This is a genomic window from Sphingobacterium corticibacterium (genome assembly GCF_004208525.1).
Lineage (GTDB): Bacteria > Bacteroidota > Bacteroidia > Sphingobacteriales > Sphingobacteriaceae > Sphingobacterium > Sphingobacterium corticibacterium.
The window spans coordinates 1-16,201 of sequence record NZ_SGIT01000005.1 but is presented as its reverse complement, the minus strand read 5'-3'; the positions used below and the strand labels follow the sequence as shown (position 1 = coordinate 16,201).

Here is a 16,201-nt window from a genome sequence, read left to right as displayed (position 1 = left end):
AGAATGAAGGATATGAGAACATCAATCATAAATAAAATAGTGAAAGCAGTTATCGTCGTCCAATTGATCGTTATGGCGACATCCTGCAAGGATTATCTGAATATCGACGAATACTTTGACGATGAATTTAATATCGACGAGGCATTCAACAATATCCGCAATATGGAAGCCTATATGTGGGGGGCTGCTGCGGAGTTCAATGACGAAGCGAGAACGATTCGGAGCAATTATACACCTGGACCTATGGCAACGGATGAGGCCTTCAACGGGCTGACCGGTGCAGGAACGACCAACATATATTATGGGATGGATTTTGCTACCGGAAACATTAACCCAACCAAATTTGGAGGACTCAACCAATGGGGCAAATATTATATAATTATCCGAAAATGTAACCTCATTTTGCAGAACCTTGAACGGCCTGAGGACATGACTACTATAGACCGCCAACGAATAGAAGGGTACACGCGTTTCATACGAGCTTATGCCTACTACAATATTTTAGTGGATTACGGCCCACCGATATTGGTGGGTGATGAAGTACTTAACACGAACGAGACCATGGAATATTATGACCGTCCGCGGGCGACCTACGACGAGGCGATGGATTATACCTGTGGAGAATTGGAAAAAGCGGCACAATTGATGCCGGCGGATGTGGGGCTTTTGAACTTTGGACGTCCTACCAAAGGCGCAGCACTTGCGCTGGTCGCCCGTTTGCGCCTGATACACGCTAGTCCATTGTATAATGGTGGCGCTGCGGCCCGTTCGTACTTCGGTAACTGGACACGCAAGACCGACGGGGTTCACTATGTTTCTCAACAATACGACGAAACCCGTTGGGCTGTAGCCGCTGCAGCTGCCAAACGGGTGATGGACATGGGGCAATATAAGCTTTATACGGTTCCGGCAGATGAAAAAACACCTGTTCTGCCAGCAAATATTACCTCGGATCTCGACTTTTATAAGCCTTATCCTAGTGGGGCGTCCGGTATAGACGCATTTAGGTCTTATTCGGATATTTTTACCGGTGAATCTGTTGCCGCGATTAATCCAGAGATTATCTGGGGGAAAAGTGCTCCGTATATCAATTCGGATCTAAATCAAGGCGCGCTTCCACCAACGCTTGGTGGCTGGGGACGCTTCTGTGTTACGCAAAAAGTCGTAGACGCTTACTTGATGGAGGACGGACGAACTATACATGAAGCACGTGGAGATGCCTATTTTGAAACCGTTGCCGATCTTCCTTCCGGCAGTACGTTTAATGACCTCTTTACCGAACAATCGAGAAGCTTTTCTGGTTATCCCCTCAATGCGGGTGTGTTTAAGATGTATGCCAACCGGGAGATGCGTTTTTACGCCTCTGTAGGATTCAACGAGGCCGTATGGCAGGCGCTGTCCTCCACAACACTATACAATCACACGGCCAAGTACTATTTTCAGGATCTGGATGGACGTGGTGGCGTAAGTGCGAGTTCCCCGAATTACCCGATAACAGGATATGTGATTAAGAAATGGGTTCACCCCTACGACGCTAAAAATGGTACCGGAGCGCGACAACTACCTAAATTCTACGCGATGATCCGGTACGCAGAAATCCTATTGTCGTATGCGGAAGCGCTCAATAACCTAACTGGTACCCATACTGTGCAGCTGGATGAAAAATCGTATACTTTGAGTCGAAATACAGACGAGATTAAAAATGCATTTAATCTGATTCGTTATCGTGCAGGGCTGCCGGGCTTATCAGTCAGCCAGCTAGCCAGTCAAACGGAAGTGCAGAAACAAATCGAACGAGAGCGCATGGTTGAGTTTTTATGGGAAAATAGACGTTTTTATGATGTGCGTCGGTGGGGTATATATGAGGAGACTGAACGTGAGCCCATCATGGGAATGAATCCCGACGGTGCTACCAAAGAGGCGTATTACAGACGTGTCATTCCAGGAACTTCCTCTTTCCTGACCAGAGAAGTCAATAAGCGAGCGAATTGGGTACCCTTACCACAAGACGAATTGAGAAACTTGCCTTCGGTCGACCAAAATCCGGGCTATAATTAGAATAAGACGAAGAAAGAAATGAAAAGAAGATATATAGCAATCCTTGCACTCATGGCGATGTTTACGGCCTGTAAGGACAATGAAGTTTTCGAGAAAGAGATGTATAAAAATGAAGTCTCTTTGATCAGCAGTGACAGTTACAATGTTTTTCAGGAGGTCGTAAAGTTGACCGGAGACGAAATTATCGGTTATGTCGTCGCGTCTGTCGGTGGTACGCATGCTCCTGAACAGGATATGGTAATCGGATTGCAGGAAGATCCTGAGCCTTTGGAAGAATACAATTGGTCTAATTTTGATGCCGCAGAGGATTTGTATGCCAAACTGGTACCGGCGGACAAATATGAGCTTCTTGACGATAAGATAGTGATTAAAGCAGGCGAGCGTACGGGACGAACCATGATAAAGCTACGTCCGGAAGGCCTGTCACCCGATTCGACGTATTTTATCGGTTTAAAAGTCTCCGATATTTCGGGTGTGGAAATCAATCCCAATAAAAATACCATGCTTTATCAGGTGTCTTTTGAGAACGAGTATGCCTCGCAGGTGACGAATTCTAGGTATACGATGACTGGGATAAAAGACGGCGAGATACCCGTTGCGGCAAATAAACAACTTTTTCCGCTGACTTATAATAGTGTACGGATGGTTGCAGGCAACGAACTGTATGAGTCCAAGGTAGCGGAAATCAATAAAAAATCCGTCATATTGGAAGTGGACGAGTTTAACAAGGTGACGATCAAACCGTATAAGGATATAGAGATTGTCCAATTAGATAATGACCCGAAGTATCCGAATGTTTTTCTGGTCGAAGAAGCTTTTGGAAGAAAAACAAACGTATTCCTGCTATCGTACGAGTATACCTTGGACGGTATCACACAGGTGATAAAAGAACGGGTAGAAATGCAGATAAGATAAAAATATATTGAATTCATGAGCGCAACTAACTATTACAATGTAGGGAACCTATCTAAGGTAATCTATACCTTTTGTATACTTTTTATTATATTGTCCGTGTCCTGCACGAAAGACGATGATCAAAGGGGAACATTTGAGCTGAAAGATAACCCTGAAACGCTTACAATTCCTGAGCAAGGATCTTCAGAAACATTTACTTTTCAGGCTAATGGAAATTGGAAGATCGAACCCTTGCGCAAAGAAAGATGGTTAAAAATCGATCCGGCAGAAGGGAACGGAGACGGTACTTTCACGGTGACCGTGTCTAAGAACACCACCTCAGAAGTACGTACGACAACCTTGTTTTTTGCTGTCGACGGACAGTTACAAAATGATGTGCTCAAAATTCAGCAGACAGCGGCTACTGGCGGAGAGGCTGGAGAAGGGCATAGGTTTATTTATATTGAAGGTGCTGAGACGGGGTTGCAAATCCCGGAAACTGGTCTTACAGAACGTCGTGTAATACGTGCTACAGGGGCATGGAGAGCTGAGTTGTCAGATGAAGACGCCGACTGGATTCAAATTGAACCGATGCAAGGAACGGGAGATACGCCTATTCAATTGAGTGTGGATATAAACCCCGGGGATGTTCGGGCTGTTAACCTAAACTTTTATCTTGACGATGTGTTACAAACAGAGTCATTGCTTATCACGCAAGAAAATGTGATAGTGGTTTTAGAGGAGTATTTTGATTGGTTAAGTTATGGAAGTCCTATTTTCTATACTACAGGCGGTGAAACAAGAATAGACAACTGGACTATCGAACAAAAAGCACGAGGTTGGACAACTTCACCGTCCGCAGATGGCATTACATCAACATATGCACGTCAGGGTTTTGTGAAGCTTGGCAAGACGAATTATGGATCTGATTTTATTTCGCCTAAGTTAAATGAGGTAGAAGGTACGAAAAATTTAGAAGTCAGATTTAAAGCTGTACCATATATGACCGCAGGCGGTACAAAAGATGATACACGTTTGTATGTGAATGTGATTGGTCCGGGAGCAGTCAGTGTGGATGAATTTAACATCAACAACTGGCCAGATTATTCCGCAGATCCAAACTGTACAGATATCTGGAAAGCAAAGGAAACAGAGCGATCTTTTGTGATCACAGGTGCTACCGCTGAGACACAAATTCGCTTCTTGGGTGGAGCTTTAGATTTGCGTGAAGCGACCGGTGCACCAATTAATAGAAACCGTATATTCTTGGATGATATTATCGTCACCGTTAAAAAAAGATAATTAATCTGAATATTACATAATCTAACTGCTCGAGGTTTAAATCTCGAGCAATTAGATTATTTAACGACACAATTTTTCCCTTAAATATGAAAAAAAGCCGCCATTATACTCGCCGTACTTTTATCCAGAACTCCTTTATTACCGGTCTTGGATTAACATTTAGTTTATATAGTTGCTCAAAATCTTCGCCGCAACCCGATCCCCAACCAACTCCCGATCCCGATAGAAATGTTGATGGCAAACTGGCTATTATGGGTGCTGTTATACCTGCTCGCATTGATACCAATAAGGGAGCGGATCTGGTTATTCAAGGTAGGGGATTTGCGGAAGGAGATCAGATTATATTCGAATATTTGACCAACAGACATACGGTTGATGCGAAGGCGGTCACGGATAATAATATGACTATTGCCTTGCCGGAAGCTTTAATCTCTGGAAACACGTATAGGGTGACTGTAAAACGTGGTGCACAGTCGTCCATATTAGGCTCGACAGTGATCAATATATACTTTAACGCCCATATTCCTGACAAAGAAGGTATGACCATAAAAGGATCCGTCTATGCTGCCGGTGTCGGTCTTCCCAACGTGGTCGTGTCTGATGGCTTTGAAGTAACGAAAACCGACGAAAACGGTATTTATTATCTGCCTTCAGCCAAAAAAGGGAAATATGTTTTCGTATCTATTCCGGGTAACTATGAGGTAGCTACAACTGGAAAAGCACCACAGTTTTTTCAACGGCTTAACCAAGCGGCCAATGTGGTAGAAACTAGAGATTTTGAGTTGACAGCTGTAAATAACGACAAGCACGTTCTTATGGTGTTGGGCGATATGCATCTGGCCAATAGAAGTAATACAAGAGATGTGGATCAGTTTCAACAGGGCCTCTTGAAAGATGTCAATCAAACTATTGATGCATATAAGAATACGGGTACTAAAGTGTATGCCCTGACGCTAGGTGATATGACATGGGAAACCTACTGGGACGATTTCGGTTTTGGCCTTCCGCAGTATCTTACAGAAATGAATAAAATTAATACGATGGTGTTCAACACGATGGGCAATCACGATAACGACCCGAATTTTGTTGCCGATTGGGGAGCCGAAGACAGATTCCGGGATGTCATCGGACCTACTTATTATTCGTTTAATATCGGAAAAGTACACTATGTCGTACTGGACAACATTGAATATCTCAATACCAATAACCGAAACTACAATGCAAAGGTTGTTGCCGATCAAATCGCTTGGTTAAAAAAAGATTTAGCGACGATATCGGATAAGAATGCACCGCTCGTGATTTCGATGCATATACAGCTCCATTCAAATCCAGGATTGTCCGGTGGAAACGAGACGACGGGCTACCGCCTTAGCAATGCGCAGGAATTTGTCGATACGCTAACTGGATTTACGAAAGTGCACGTGCTGACTGGACATACGCATATCAACTATAATATCGAACGGGATGCTACACCTGCTATTATGGAACATAATACGGCTGCGGTCTGTGCGACATGGTGGTGGACAGGACACCCTAGTTATGCAGCCCAGAATCATATATGCAAAGATGGTACACCGGGAGGCTACGCTATATGGGAAATGGATGGGAGCGATTTAAAATGGACATACAAAGGCATCGGTCACCCGGCGGATTATCAATTCAGAGCGTATGACCTAAATAAGTGCCATATCACGAAGGAGATCTTCGCACCAAATTATACAGGCTCCGCATGGAATACCTACGCCGCAGAATACGCTGCGGAAAACGCAAACAATGAGGTATTAATCAATGTCTGGAACTATGATAAAAACTGGCAAATAGAAGTCACGGAAAATGGACAAACTCTAGCAGTTACGCGAGTCTCTGTTCTGGATCCGTTACATATTGTTTCCTATTCGGCGCAGCGGCTCAACGTGAATGCTGTACCAACAGCAGACTTTGTAACGACCAAATCCGCACATATGTTTAAAGTAAAAGCATCGTCGCCTATGAGTACGTTGGAGATAAAAGTCACCGATCGCTTCGGTAGGTTGTATCGGGAAACGATGGTCAGACCGAAAGCGTTCGGATATCAGATGACTTAGTTTTTATTTTTCCCTTCGGCTTACTTTTACATTTTCACCTTAGAAACTTTATACGGTTTCTTAACCGCCTTATGTGCAGCTTCTTTCGCTATTTTTGACTGTAGCTCCGTTACCTTTTCCGGCTTATAGGAGTTTTTGCGTACATCTTCTCCAAAAATCTTCTCATACCAAGTACAAGCAGCGGTAAAACGACCGTAATCTAATTGGAGGTGATAGCCGTCACGGGTAAAAGTATCGCCCATGGAGCTGGTACGTGCATTTTGGATAGCTGTACCCGCAGGAATGATGTATTTAAACTTGTCGAGTTTGGATACTTTTTTAGAAACTTCAGCAATCGCTTTGTACATGGTGAGCTGATCACGATTATAGTTTGCGAAACCTTTATGATCGGAGTCATGTTGATAAGCCCATGTCTGGTGATAAACAAATTGCGTTTCAGGATTTACCTTTTCTCGCACATAGTTTACAAGCTCCGGTAAGCTTTCCATGATCACATCGTATTTTCCTGAAAGTGGGCTGGCCTGTTGGAAACTTATATAATCCCAGTTTTCATCGCTTAGTGTGTGGGATATACTGACGTCCTGTGTGGTATTTTTCTTTCCATCCAGCCCAGTTTTACGATAACGATATTTGTTCGCATCCTCGTTAACATTCTTTAGATGTAACGACAACGGAGCTCCGCCGATATACAGATTGGCAATGATTGTTTTTTTATCAGTACTGGTTGCCAGATCGTACAGGTAATTTTCGATGGCATCTTCGGAGAAACTATTGCCTATCGCTAAAATTTTGACAATACCGTCGCCGTTGCGGTCGCCTTTTACGCTTTGCGCAAAAGTAATAGATACCGCACTGATGGATAAAAGAATAAAGAAATACAGTTTTTTCATTTTTAATTGTGTTTTTACAGTATTTAAGTGTTAAGAACACCGGCCCACCTTTGACATAAAATGTCGCATCCAAATGTTTTAAAACTGTACAAAATTATTTTTAGTACTATCCCACACATGTAAAACATTTGAAGCGACGAGTTTTGCTCCACTTTTGACCGCAAAAGTGGAAATAACAAATGCAATATAACGAAACTACATTTTTTTATCGTATTGAACTAAAACATTTTGTACTTTAATACACGAAACCGAGATGTAAATAGCATTAACATATAAGGGAATGATTATTTATTCGAGCTCTCATCAGCCATTAAAAAGAAAAATAAATAGATGAAATGTCTATTAACAATGGTATTTTTGGGGTATAATGGCTTATAAGTTTGTAGACAACTATCGGGAAAGAGGCGCGAGGAAACAACTCGTAAAACATCTGGAAAAACGGGGAATAGAGGATAAGCGGGTATTGCAGGCTATTGGAAAAGTGCCTCGTCACTTTTTCTTTGATGAGACCTTCTGGAATCAGGCCTATCGAGATATTGCGTTTCCAATTGGTGATGGTCAAACTATCTCTCAACCGTATACCGTTGCTTATCAATCCGAGTTGCTCCACGTTAAAAAAGGAGACAAAATATTAGAGATCGGAACCGGATCGGGTTATCAAACTTGTATTTTGATGGAATTAGGGGCAGACGTATACACTATTGAGCGCCAGGAAAGTTTATACGGTCGAACCATTCAGGTGTTGCCTTACATGGGATATAAACCACATTTTTTCTTGGGGGATGGCTCACGAGGTATTGCTGAGCACGCACCCTACGATAAAATTATTGTAACTGCTGGGGCGCCTTTTGTACCCGAAGTGATGCTGAAACAATTGAAATACGGAGGGCTATTGGTTATTCCGGTAGGCGATGAGAAATTCCAAAAAATGGTAACGATCTTGCGAGTAGGAGAAAATGATTTTGAGCGTATAGAACTGGATACATTCCGTTTTGTTCCACTCGTAGGAGACCAGGCTTGGTAAGTGGTAAGAAGTATTAATAAGAATGATCTATAACAAATATCAAGAACGCATTCAACGGGCGAAGGACGAAATCCAGCGTTTGCATAAATCGATAAATCAAAATAGTTTTGCCCGTTTATTTGTCATAATTGGAGGCGGTGGTTTATTATTTTATCTGATTCAACAGGAAAATCTGTTGTTGTTATTATTAGCTGTTTTAGTTATTGTATTCCTATTTGCGTTTCTAATAAGAAGGCAGAGTAAATTGGAAAAACAACATGCCGATGCGGAGGCTTTTCTAAAGGTTAATGAAAATGAAATAAGGTTGCGGAATACCCGTCAGACACTTTATAGCGATGGTACAAACTTTGAAGATGGTCGCCATCCCTATACATCAGATTTAGATGTTTTTGGCCAATTCTCTTTGTTTTCGTTGATCAATCGATGTGCGACAGCTCTGGGCATTGCTAAATTAGCGGGTTGGCTGCAAGGTACGGCCACGAAACAGGAGATAGAAGGTAGACAAAAAGCGGTAGCCGAAATAGCCGAGGATCTAGATTGGAGCCAGAACTTCCAGTCGAAACTCCTATTTAATATCCATCAGAAGATAGAAGTCAAATCTTTTTTGTTACGCTATTTTGAAGGATCTAGTTTAGCATTTGGTAATGTATTTATGCGTTTGTACGTGCCTGCCGCTCCTTATGTCTTAATTTCGGGCGTATTATTTTCGCTGCTAGTGACGCCTATATGGACGGGATTGTCGTTATTGGGATTAATACATTTGTTTTGGACGCTGGGATTGGCTGGCAAAGTCGGGTTGTTTTCTAGCAGGATAGATAAAGTCGGACAAATTTTGGCAGCCTATGCGGAAGGATTGACATTGATTGAAGAAAAAACATTTGAAGCGGCAGAAAACCAACGTTTGCAACAACAATTAGGTATTGGAGGCAAGCCGCTTTCTACTGCCTTTCGGGAACTGTCAACACTCATCAATAATCTAGATGCGCGAAATAATATGCTCATGGGTGCGATCCTCAATATAATCTTGCTGTGGGACTTTAAATATGTCATGAAGATTGTACAATGGAAATCGAGATACGAAGCAGATATTTTGGAAGCCTTTGATGTTATTGCAGGATTTGAAGCGCTAAATTCATTGGCTATATTAAAGCGTAACCATCCTTCTTGGGCTAACCCCGAATTGCTAAGCGATACAGCAGCAGATAAAATTTTAGCAATGGAAATTTCACACCCTCTGATTCCCTCAGGCCAATCTATAGCGAATGACTATAATAACGCGCACCACCGTATTGCTTTGATTACGGGGTCAAATATGGCAGGCAAAAGTACGTTTCTTCGAACCATCGGCATTAACGCGGTTTTGGCTTACGCCGGAGCAGTAACATGTGCCGCGAGATTTAAATTGCCTATATATAACCTTATTTCCTATATGCGGATAAGAGATTCTTTAAATGAGAGTACTTCTACTTTTAAAGCAGAATTGGATAGAATGAAGTTTATTTTGGATACTGTGAAGGAGGATAAAAATAGCTTTTTTCTTATCGATGAGATGTTGCGTGGAACTAACTCGGTGGATAAATACCTTGGGTCCCGAGCCATTATCCGTAAATTGATTGCAATGGAAGGTAAAGGAATGGTGGCGACGCACGATTTACAATTGGCGTCATTGGAAGAGGAAAATGTAGGTAAGGTACAAAACTACCATTTTGATATTCGTGTAGAAGAAGGCGAAATGCTTTTTGATTATAAATTAAAACATGGACGCTGTACCATTTTCAATGCATCATTATTGCTGAAAGGTATTGGAATTGACGTGGAATCCTAGGTACGAATCACTCTAAAAATGACATTAGAAGAAAGAATAGAAGAATCAGAAACACGGCTATGTACGACTGTGTTTCCTTTTTTGACAAATCACCACGATACGTTATTTGGCGGGAAGGCCATGGCGATTATGGATGAAGTGTCGTTTATGGCGGCAACGCGGTTTTGTCGCAAGCGTCTGGTGACAGTGTCAACGGATCGGATTGACTTTGAGAAAGCTATACCAAACGGAAGTATTATCGAGGCTATTGCACGTGTACATAGCGTAGGGCGGACAAGTGTCAAAGTAAAAGTAGAAGTTTTTTTGGAAAAGATGTATGAAGAAGGTCGGGAACTGGCTATTCAGGGAATGTTTACCCTTGTGGCGTTGGACGATAACAAACAGCCTATTCCCGTTGTACAAGGATTGGATTTGGAGTAACAACATCTCATTACCTTTTCATTGCACGGTCTAATTCCCTTTTGCTTTCACGCTCTTTGATGGTCTCCCGTTTATCGAAATCTTTTTTACCTTGCGCTAAAGCGATTTCTACTTTTGCATAGCCCCTTTCGTTGATAAAAATACGTAAGGGGACGATGGTGAAACCTTTTTCCTCGCCTTTTTCTTTTAGTTTTTTCAGTTCCTTTTTACTCAACAAAAGCTGACGATCTCTTTTTGCCTCGTGATTATAGAAAGAACCAAACGAATACTCGGCAATATGCATGTTTCGAATGTATAGACCATCCTCGAAGAAAGAACAGAAACTATCGTTGATATTCGCTTTGCCTTCTCGAATAGATTTAATTTCTGTACCCAATAAACATATTCCGGCCACATATTTATCTAATAAGTGGTACTCGAAAGATGCGCGTTTATTTTTGATATTTATATTTGCCGATATAGCCATTCCAAATTGATTTAGACGCAAAAATAATGATTTTATAGGTTTATAGAACTTTTCGCGATAAACTGTTGCTAATATCTTAACAATAATTTAATTTTATGATATTTATATGGTTTTTCCATGGTAGGGAATCGGGAGAATTTTGTATGTTTGCTCCGATTTTTTTGGACGGAAAGTATGCAAAAAAGATTCTGAAAGGGGGTGCCAATTAATAACATGGTGGTTAACAGCTTGATTGGAAAGGAAATTGTATATTTTCGTTTTTTTAATTTATTTTTGACGATTGAATATAAATAGTCAAAAGGTAAGTTAGGTTGGATTAAGAAATTATGTCACATATAATACAAACACCTACAACATGAGTAAGGGAAAGTTAAGTGAAAGAACATCTAAGTTCCTAAAAAGTGAACTAGAGCCCATTAAGTCTAATAATCTCTATGCTTATTTTAGACCGATTCAGTCAAAACAGGATACAGAGGTTTTGATTGATGGCAAACGTGTGTTGATGTTCGGCTCAAACTCTTATTTAGGGTTGACAACAGATACGAGGATCATAAAGGCTGCGCAGGACGCGTTGGAAAAATATGGCACTGGTTGTGCTGGATCCCGTTTTTTAAATGGAACATTGGATATCCACGTGGAATTGGAGGAAAAACTGGCAGCCTATGTAGGTAAGGAGGCAGCTATATTATTTAGCACCGGCTTTCAATCTAATTTAGGACCGCTCTCGTGTCTGACGGGACGGAATGATTATATATTATTGGATGACAGAAATCATGCATCTATTATCGATGGAAGCAGGTTGTCGTTTTCTAAAGTTATTAAATATGCCCATAATGATATGGAGGATTTGCGTGGTAAGATCGCAAGACTTCCGGAAGACAGCTTCAAACTAATTGCGACAGACGGTATTTTCAGTATGGAGGGAGATATTGTAAAGTTGCCCGAATTAGTTGCTGTGGCCGATGAGTTTGATGCGGCTATTTTATGTGATGATGCGCATAGCTTGGGGGTGATAGGAGAGAGAGGTGCAGGTACGGCATCTCATTTCGGTTTGACGGACAAAGTCGATCTGATTATGGGAACATTCAGTAAATCGTTGGCGTCATTGGGTGGTTTTGTAGCTGCGGATGCGGACACTATTGAATATTTAAAGCACCGTGCACGTTCATTGATGTTTAGTGCCAGCATGACACCTGCTTCAGTAGCATCTACATTAAAAGCATTGGAAATTATCGAGACAGAACCTGAACATATCGAAAGATTGTGGGCAAATACAGCGTATGCAAAGCAACTTTTGCTTGACCAAGGTTTCGATCTAGGAGAGACTGAAAGTCCGATTTTGCCGATTTTTATCCGTAACAATGATAAAACGTACTATGTGACTAAATTACTTCAGGATAATGGTGTCTTTGTTAATCCGGTTGTTGCGCCGGCGGTACCTGCTGAGGAGTCGCTTATACGTTTCTCCTTAATGGCGACGCATACTTTTGATCAAATTGACGAGGCTGTTGATAAGATGTCTAAAGTGTTCAAGACGCTAGAGGTTGAGTCTTTCATAAATTAAGGGAATGGTAAAGATAGTTCCTGTCCAATCGAAAAAGCAAATTGCGCAATTTATCGACTTGCCGCATAATTTGTATGCAAATGATCCAAATTACGTACCGGAGTTGTTTTTAGGACAGCGGGACATACTCTCTCCAGATAAACATCCTTTTTATAAGCATTCTTCTGCGCAACCCTTTCTTGCCTATAAAGACGGGCAGATGGTTGGTCGCGTTTTGGCTATATGGAATACCAACCATAATACATTCAATGACGTAACGGAAGGGCAATTTGGTTTCTTTGAATCCATTAATGACCAAGAAGTGGCGAATAATTTGTTGGATACGGCTGCTGAATGGGTTAAATCCAAAGGAGGTACTCGTATCGTAGGTCCCATTAATCTCACAACGAATGACACTTGTGGGCTTCTGGTGGATGGATTTGATAAACCACCTATGGTCATGATGCCTTATAACCCTCCGTATTATTTAGAGCTGATGGAGCGTGCTGGTTACAGTAAGAAAGTAGATTTACGTGCTTATCTTGTAAGAACCGAAACAGCCAATCGACGTTCCGTGCTTCTTTTGGAAAGATTAGAAGAAAGATTAAAGAGATCCGGCATTGTGTTGCGCCAAATCAATTTAAAAGATTTCGCGAACGAGGCGAAGAAAATAAAAGCGGTGTATAATAAAGCTTGGGACAAAAATTTGGGCTTTGTTCCCATGACGGATGAGGAGTTTGATTATACCGCTAAAGAGTTGAAAATGATTGTGGATCCCAAATATTGTATTGTAGCAGAACGAGGAGAGGAGATTGTCGGTTTTGCTTTGGGGATTCCGAATATTAACGAAATTTTGATTGGTATAAAAAAGGGTAGGCTCTTGCCATTTGGTATCTTTAAATTGCTTTTTGGCCTGAAAAAGATCAAAATGATTCGGGTTTTAATGCTAGGGGTTATAGAAGGATATAGAAAATTGGGAATAGAAGCTTGCCTGTATGGCCGTATTATAAAAAATGCAATCCCATCGGGGATAGAAGCTGCAGAGTGTTCGTGGATGTTAGACGACAATTATATGATGAACCATGCCATTGAGCAAATTAATGCAGACTTCTATAAGCGCTATCGTCTGTATGAAAAATCGACATGAATATGTTGTTCCCACAACTGGACACGCATTAGCCGATAGAATAAAATAAGGTAATGAAAAAGATTTTAGTAACCGGAGCAAGTGGTTTTGTGGGGTTTCATTTAGTGTCGGCAGCATATGAAGCCGGTTATGAAATTCACGCTGCGGTGCGGAGATCAAGTCAGATTACAGATATTAACCCCTTTGTTGGGAAATTCGTTTATCCCGATTTTAATCAGATAAATTCGTGGGCAACATTATTCGCTTCTGAAAAGTATGATTATGTTATTCATGCAGCAGCAATGACAAAGGCAAAATCAGAAGTTGAAATGATGGATGCAAACGTAGGTGTAACGGAAAGGCTACTGCAAGCAGCCTTTCAATCTCCCAATCCTCCTCAACGACTGGTGTATGTGAGCAGTCTGGCCGCTATTGGACCAGTATCTTACCTGGATGGTCCGATAACCGAATCCACACCTTATCGCCCCGTGACGATGTATGGTCGTAGTAAACGGGAGGCAGAAAAGATGATCCGTGGAAAGTTTGCGGATAAACCGATTTCTATTATTCGTCCTACGGCAGTCTACGGTCCACGAGAGAAAGACTTGTTTATTCTTTTCAATACCATGAATAAGGGGATTGATGCCTATGTTGGGAGAGCTCCACAAAAGCTTTCTTTCGTGTACGTGAAAGATTTGGTGGAGATTTTATTGCGAGCCTGCGTTTCTTCGCAAACAATACTGGATATTTTTAATATTTCGGATGGAAATGTTTATTCCCGTTACGAGATGGCGGAAATATTTAAGCAGACATTTCGTAAAAAGCTGGTCCGTGTCCACGTTCCCTATGCTATAGTCAAGAGTGTAGCACATGTCTCCCAGTGGTTATATAGCAACTCTGTGAAAACACCGGTTATTTATCCGGAACGTCTGGGAGAGTTGACGGCAGAGAATTGGGCCTGTGATATCAGTCATGCGGAGACAGTGTTGGGCTACCGGCCGGTATATGATTTGAATAGAGGGCTGACGGATAGTTTACGGTGGTATAAACAAAATAATTGGTTTTAAAGACGGCAACATGAGTCAAAAAATAAATAAAAAGCTTTTCCAAGATCGGAAGAGAACAAATATTTTAAGCTCTTCGGAGCAAAAATTGATTTCTTATTTTGTTCCACGCGTTCCAAATTGGATTTCGTCAGACGGTTTAACAGGCATCGGACTCTTCGGATCATTTATGATACTAGGAAGTTTTCTGTTGGCTGAATATGTCGCTCGTCCGTGGTTGCTGCTGGGAATTATAGGTTTTTTTGTACAATGGTTTGGAGACTCGTTGGATGGCCGTATCGCGTACTATCGAAATAAATCGCGTAAGTGGTATGGCTTCGCATTAGATATCGTCATGGACTGGATCAGTACCGTGATGATAGGGTTGGGATATGTGTTTTATGCTTCTGGCGATTTTAAGTATTCAGGTTTTGCGCTTGTCGCTTTATACGGCTGGGCAATGATTATTTCGCAACTGCGGTATCGTATAACGGATAAATACACTATTGATGCAGGATTATTGGGGCCCACGGAGATTCGTGTTATTATATGCGCCGTATTGTTGAGTGAAGTTCTTTTTGTCGGAAGCATTAATTATTTGGTGATCATGATTTGTATTGCGCTGTTTGTTATTAATTGTGTAGATACCAAAAAATTGTTGAATATGGGGGATGAGCGAGATTGGGCGGAAAAAAAGAACAAGGAGGTTTCTCTAAATGAGGAAGAAGCGTAGCGCGAAAATATGTGGCTTTTTTCTTTCCTTCGGGAAAGCGCAGGTGTCTGCTTTTCTTGGAGGTCTATTCGACTTTTCGATTTACACGTTTGGTATACAAATCTTAGGTTTTACACCTTATATATCGAACATTCTTAGTGGCTCTTTAGGGGCGGTGCTCAATTTTACAGTTAACAGGTATTGGACTTTTGAGAAGACCAATGCACCTGTTGGTAAGCAGTTGGCAAAATTTGTGGTAGTTGTTATAGGTAGTATATTTCTGAAATCAACAGGTATATTTTTTTTGGTAGGTCATCTTTCCGCAAATCCCTATTACTCGAAAATTGCAGTAGAGATTTTTGTGTCGCTTGGCTTTAATTTTTTGATGCAAAAATATTGGGTATTTAATAAGTAATATAACGAAGGATGTTGCAGTAATATTTTGAAAAAATATATTGCAGTTAATCAGTTAATTGTGCATTTGAGGTTGTGAAAAATAGAAAGACGTTTGGATAGAATATGTAAAGTTTCTACCTTTGCACCACTCCGCGAGGGAGGCCAGGCAAACCGGTTACCCGGGGCGGAAATTTTGGGAAAAATATTTTTTGTTTTCGTGAAACTTCCTTACCTTTGCCAACCCGAAAGGGGTTAAAAAAAGAGAGGATCCATACGGCGTTTAGCTGTATCGATATAAATGCCAAAGCGCGAAGCGGCGGCGAGAGAAGTTCTTTAAGATATATGATCATGTAGCGCAGCAGGAGTCCTTTAGAGGGACGAGAGCTGTAAGAGATTACAATTTTTTCGGTCCGGGCCG

Annotated in this window: 15 protein-coding genes; 12 read left to right on the top strand and 3 right to left on the bottom strand. The window is 41.4% G+C overall.

Annotation, left to right across the window (positions count from 1 at the left end):
- Window positions 1–12 precede the first annotated feature (12 nt).
- The 4 genes from EWE74_RS18555 to EWE74_RS18540 all read left to right on the top strand — a co-directional run bounded on the left by EWE74_RS18555 (window position 13) and on the right by EWE74_RS18540 (window position 6,338).
- On the top strand, window positions 13–2,058 hold the full coding sequence (locus EWE74_RS18555; protein WP_130143166.1) for a RagB/SusD family nutrient uptake outer membrane protein: 2,046 nt from the start codon (window positions 13–15) through the stop codon (window positions 2,056–2,058).
- A gap of 18 nt (window positions 2,059–2,076) precedes the next feature.
- On the top strand, window positions 2,077–2,973 hold the full coding sequence (locus EWE74_RS18550) for a BT_3044 domain-containing protein (protein ID WP_130143165.1): 897 nt from the start codon (window positions 2,077–2,079) through the stop codon (window positions 2,971–2,973).
- Between the two features lie 15 nt (window positions 2,974–2,988).
- The gene (locus EWE74_RS18545) at window positions 2,989–4,254 is read left to right on the top strand and encodes a BACON domain-containing protein (protein WP_130143164.1); all 1,266 of its coding nucleotides are present in this window, start codon (window positions 2,989–2,991) and stop codon (window positions 4,252–4,254) included.
- An 86-nt stretch (window positions 4,255–4,340) separates the two neighbouring features.
- A complete protein-coding gene (locus EWE74_RS18540) occupies window positions 4,341–6,338 on the top strand; it encodes a calcineurin-like phosphoesterase C-terminal domain-containing protein (RefSeq protein WP_130143163.1) in 1,998 nt (665 codons plus the stop codon).
- Window positions 6,339–6,364: 26 nt separating this feature from the next.
- On the opposite strand, the gene EWE74_RS18535 is transcribed toward EWE74_RS18540, so the two are convergent.
- Window positions 6,365–7,228, bottom strand: coding sequence for a DUF4886 domain-containing protein (locus EWE74_RS18535; RefSeq protein WP_130143162.1), 864 nt, complete (start codon window positions 7,226–7,228; stop codon window positions 6,365–6,367).
- Window positions 7,229–7,595: 367 nt separating this feature from the next.
- On the opposite strand from EWE74_RS18535, the gene EWE74_RS18530 reads away from it, so the two are divergent.
- Genes EWE74_RS18530 through EWE74_RS18520 form a run of 3 tightly spaced genes read left to right on the top strand, consistent with a single transcriptional unit; the run spans window position 7,596 to window position 10,497 of the window.
- Window positions 7,596–8,252 carry a protein-L-isoaspartate(D-aspartate) O-methyltransferase gene (locus tag EWE74_RS18530; protein ID WP_130143161.1) on the top strand — a complete coding sequence of 219 codons (657 nt, stop codon included), beginning with the start codon at window positions 7,596–7,598 and terminating at the stop codon, window positions 8,250–8,252.
- Between the two features lie 22 nt (window positions 8,253–8,274).
- A complete protein-coding gene (locus tag EWE74_RS18525; RefSeq protein ID WP_130143160.1) occupies window positions 8,275–10,077 on the top strand; it encodes a MutS-related protein in 1,803 nt (600 codons plus the stop codon).
- A gap of 18 nt (window positions 10,078–10,095) precedes the next feature.
- Window positions 10,096–10,497 (top strand): acyl-CoA thioesterase, encoded by a 402-nt coding sequence (locus EWE74_RS18520; RefSeq protein WP_130143159.1) that lies wholly within the window; start codon window positions 10,096–10,098, stop codon window positions 10,495–10,497.
- Between the two features lie 10 nt (window positions 10,498–10,507).
- Here EWE74_RS18520 and smpB read toward each other — a convergent pair whose 3' ends face one another.
- Window positions 10,508–10,963, bottom strand: a complete 456-nt coding sequence (gene smpB, locus EWE74_RS18515; RefSeq protein WP_130143158.1) for an SsrA-binding protein SmpB — start codon at window positions 10,961–10,963, stop codon at window positions 10,508–10,510.
- Between the two features lie 355 nt (window positions 10,964–11,318).
- Between smpB and spt the strand changes: the two genes are divergently transcribed.
- From spt to EWE74_RS18490, 5 genes are read left to right on the top strand one after another with little or no spacing between them, the layout of a single operon-like run.
- Window positions 11,319–12,527, top strand: a complete 1,209-nt coding sequence (gene spt, locus EWE74_RS18510; RefSeq protein WP_130143157.1) for a serine palmitoyltransferase — start codon at window positions 11,319–11,321, stop codon at window positions 12,525–12,527.
- Window positions 12,528–12,531: 4 nt separating this feature from the next.
- Window positions 12,532–13,653 carry a hypothetical protein gene (locus EWE74_RS18505; protein WP_130143156.1) on the top strand — a complete coding sequence of 374 codons (1,122 nt, stop codon included), beginning with the start codon at window positions 12,532–12,534 and terminating at the stop codon, window positions 13,651–13,653.
- Window positions 13,654–13,706: 53 nt separating this feature from the next.
- The gene (locus EWE74_RS18500) at window positions 13,707–14,699 is read left to right on the top strand and encodes an NAD-dependent epimerase/dehydratase family protein (protein WP_130143155.1); all 993 of its coding nucleotides are present in this window, start codon (window positions 13,707–13,709) and stop codon (window positions 14,697–14,699) included.
- Window positions 14,700–14,709: 10 nt separating this feature from the next.
- Window positions 14,710–15,408: a CDP-alcohol phosphatidyltransferase family protein gene (locus EWE74_RS18495; protein ID WP_130143154.1), complete on the top strand. Its 699-nt coding sequence runs from the start codon at window positions 14,710–14,712 to the stop codon at window positions 15,406–15,408.
- Window positions 15,392–15,802, top strand: coding sequence for a GtrA family protein (locus EWE74_RS18490; protein ID WP_130143153.1), 411 nt, complete (start codon window positions 15,392–15,394; stop codon window positions 15,800–15,802). Before EWE74_RS18495 ends, EWE74_RS18490 begins: the two co-directional genes overlap by 17 nt.
- A gap of 115 nt (window positions 15,803–15,917) precedes the next feature.
- Here EWE74_RS18490 and EWE74_RS21240 read toward each other — a convergent pair.
- On the bottom strand, window positions 15,918–16,201 hold a 284-nt coding region (locus EWE74_RS21240; RefSeq protein ID WP_206365301.1), incomplete at its 5' end, for a hypothetical protein.

What these genes read in the sequence shown, in the direction of transcription:
- EWE74_RS18500 (WP_130143155.1), top strand. Translation starts at nt 13,707, where the DNA reads ATGAAAAAGATTTTAGTAACCGGAGCAAGTGGTTTTGTGGGGTTTCAT.
- EWE74_RS18555 (WP_130143166.1), top strand. Translation starts at nt 13, where the DNA reads ATGAGAACATCAATCATAAATAAAATAGTGAAAGCAGTTATCGTCGTC.
- EWE74_RS18550 (WP_130143165.1), top strand. Translation starts at nt 2,077, where the DNA reads ATGAAAAGAAGATATATAGCAATCCTTGCACTCATGGCGATGTTTACG.
- EWE74_RS18530 (WP_130143161.1), top strand. Translation starts at nt 7,596, where the DNA reads ATGGCTTATAAGTTTGTAGACAACTATCGGGAAAGAGGCGCGAGGAAA.
- spt (WP_130143157.1), top strand. Translation starts at nt 11,319, where the DNA reads ATGAGTAAGGGAAAGTTAAGTGAAAGAACATCTAAGTTCCTAAAAAGT.
- smpB (WP_130143158.1), bottom strand. Translation starts at nt 10,963, where the DNA reads ATGGCTATATCGGCAAATATAAATATCAAAAATAAACGCGCATCTTTC.
- EWE74_RS18505 (WP_130143156.1), top strand. Translation starts at nt 12,532, where the DNA reads ATGGTAAAGATAGTTCCTGTCCAATCGAAAAAGCAAATTGCGCAATTT.
- EWE74_RS18540 (WP_130143163.1), top strand. Translation starts at nt 4,341, where the DNA reads ATGAAAAAAAGCCGCCATTATACTCGCCGTACTTTTATCCAGAACTCC.
- EWE74_RS18520 (WP_130143159.1), top strand. Translation starts at nt 10,096, where the DNA reads ATGACATTAGAAGAAAGAATAGAAGAATCAGAAACACGGCTATGTACG.
- EWE74_RS18545 (WP_130143164.1), top strand. Translation starts at nt 2,989, where the DNA reads ATGAGCGCAACTAACTATTACAATGTAGGGAACCTATCTAAGGTAATC.
- EWE74_RS18495 (WP_130143154.1), top strand. Translation starts at nt 14,710, where the DNA reads ATGAGTCAAAAAATAAATAAAAAGCTTTTCCAAGATCGGAAGAGAACA.
- EWE74_RS18525 (WP_130143160.1), top strand. Translation starts at nt 8,275, where the DNA reads ATGATCTATAACAAATATCAAGAACGCATTCAACGGGCGAAGGACGAA.
- EWE74_RS18535 (WP_130143162.1), bottom strand. Translation starts at nt 7,228, where the DNA reads ATGAAAAAACTGTATTTCTTTATTCTTTTATCCATCAGTGCGGTATCT.
- EWE74_RS18490 (WP_130143153.1), top strand. Translation starts at nt 15,392, where the DNA reads ATGAGGAAGAAGCGTAGCGCGAAAATATGTGGCTTTTTTCTTTCCTTC.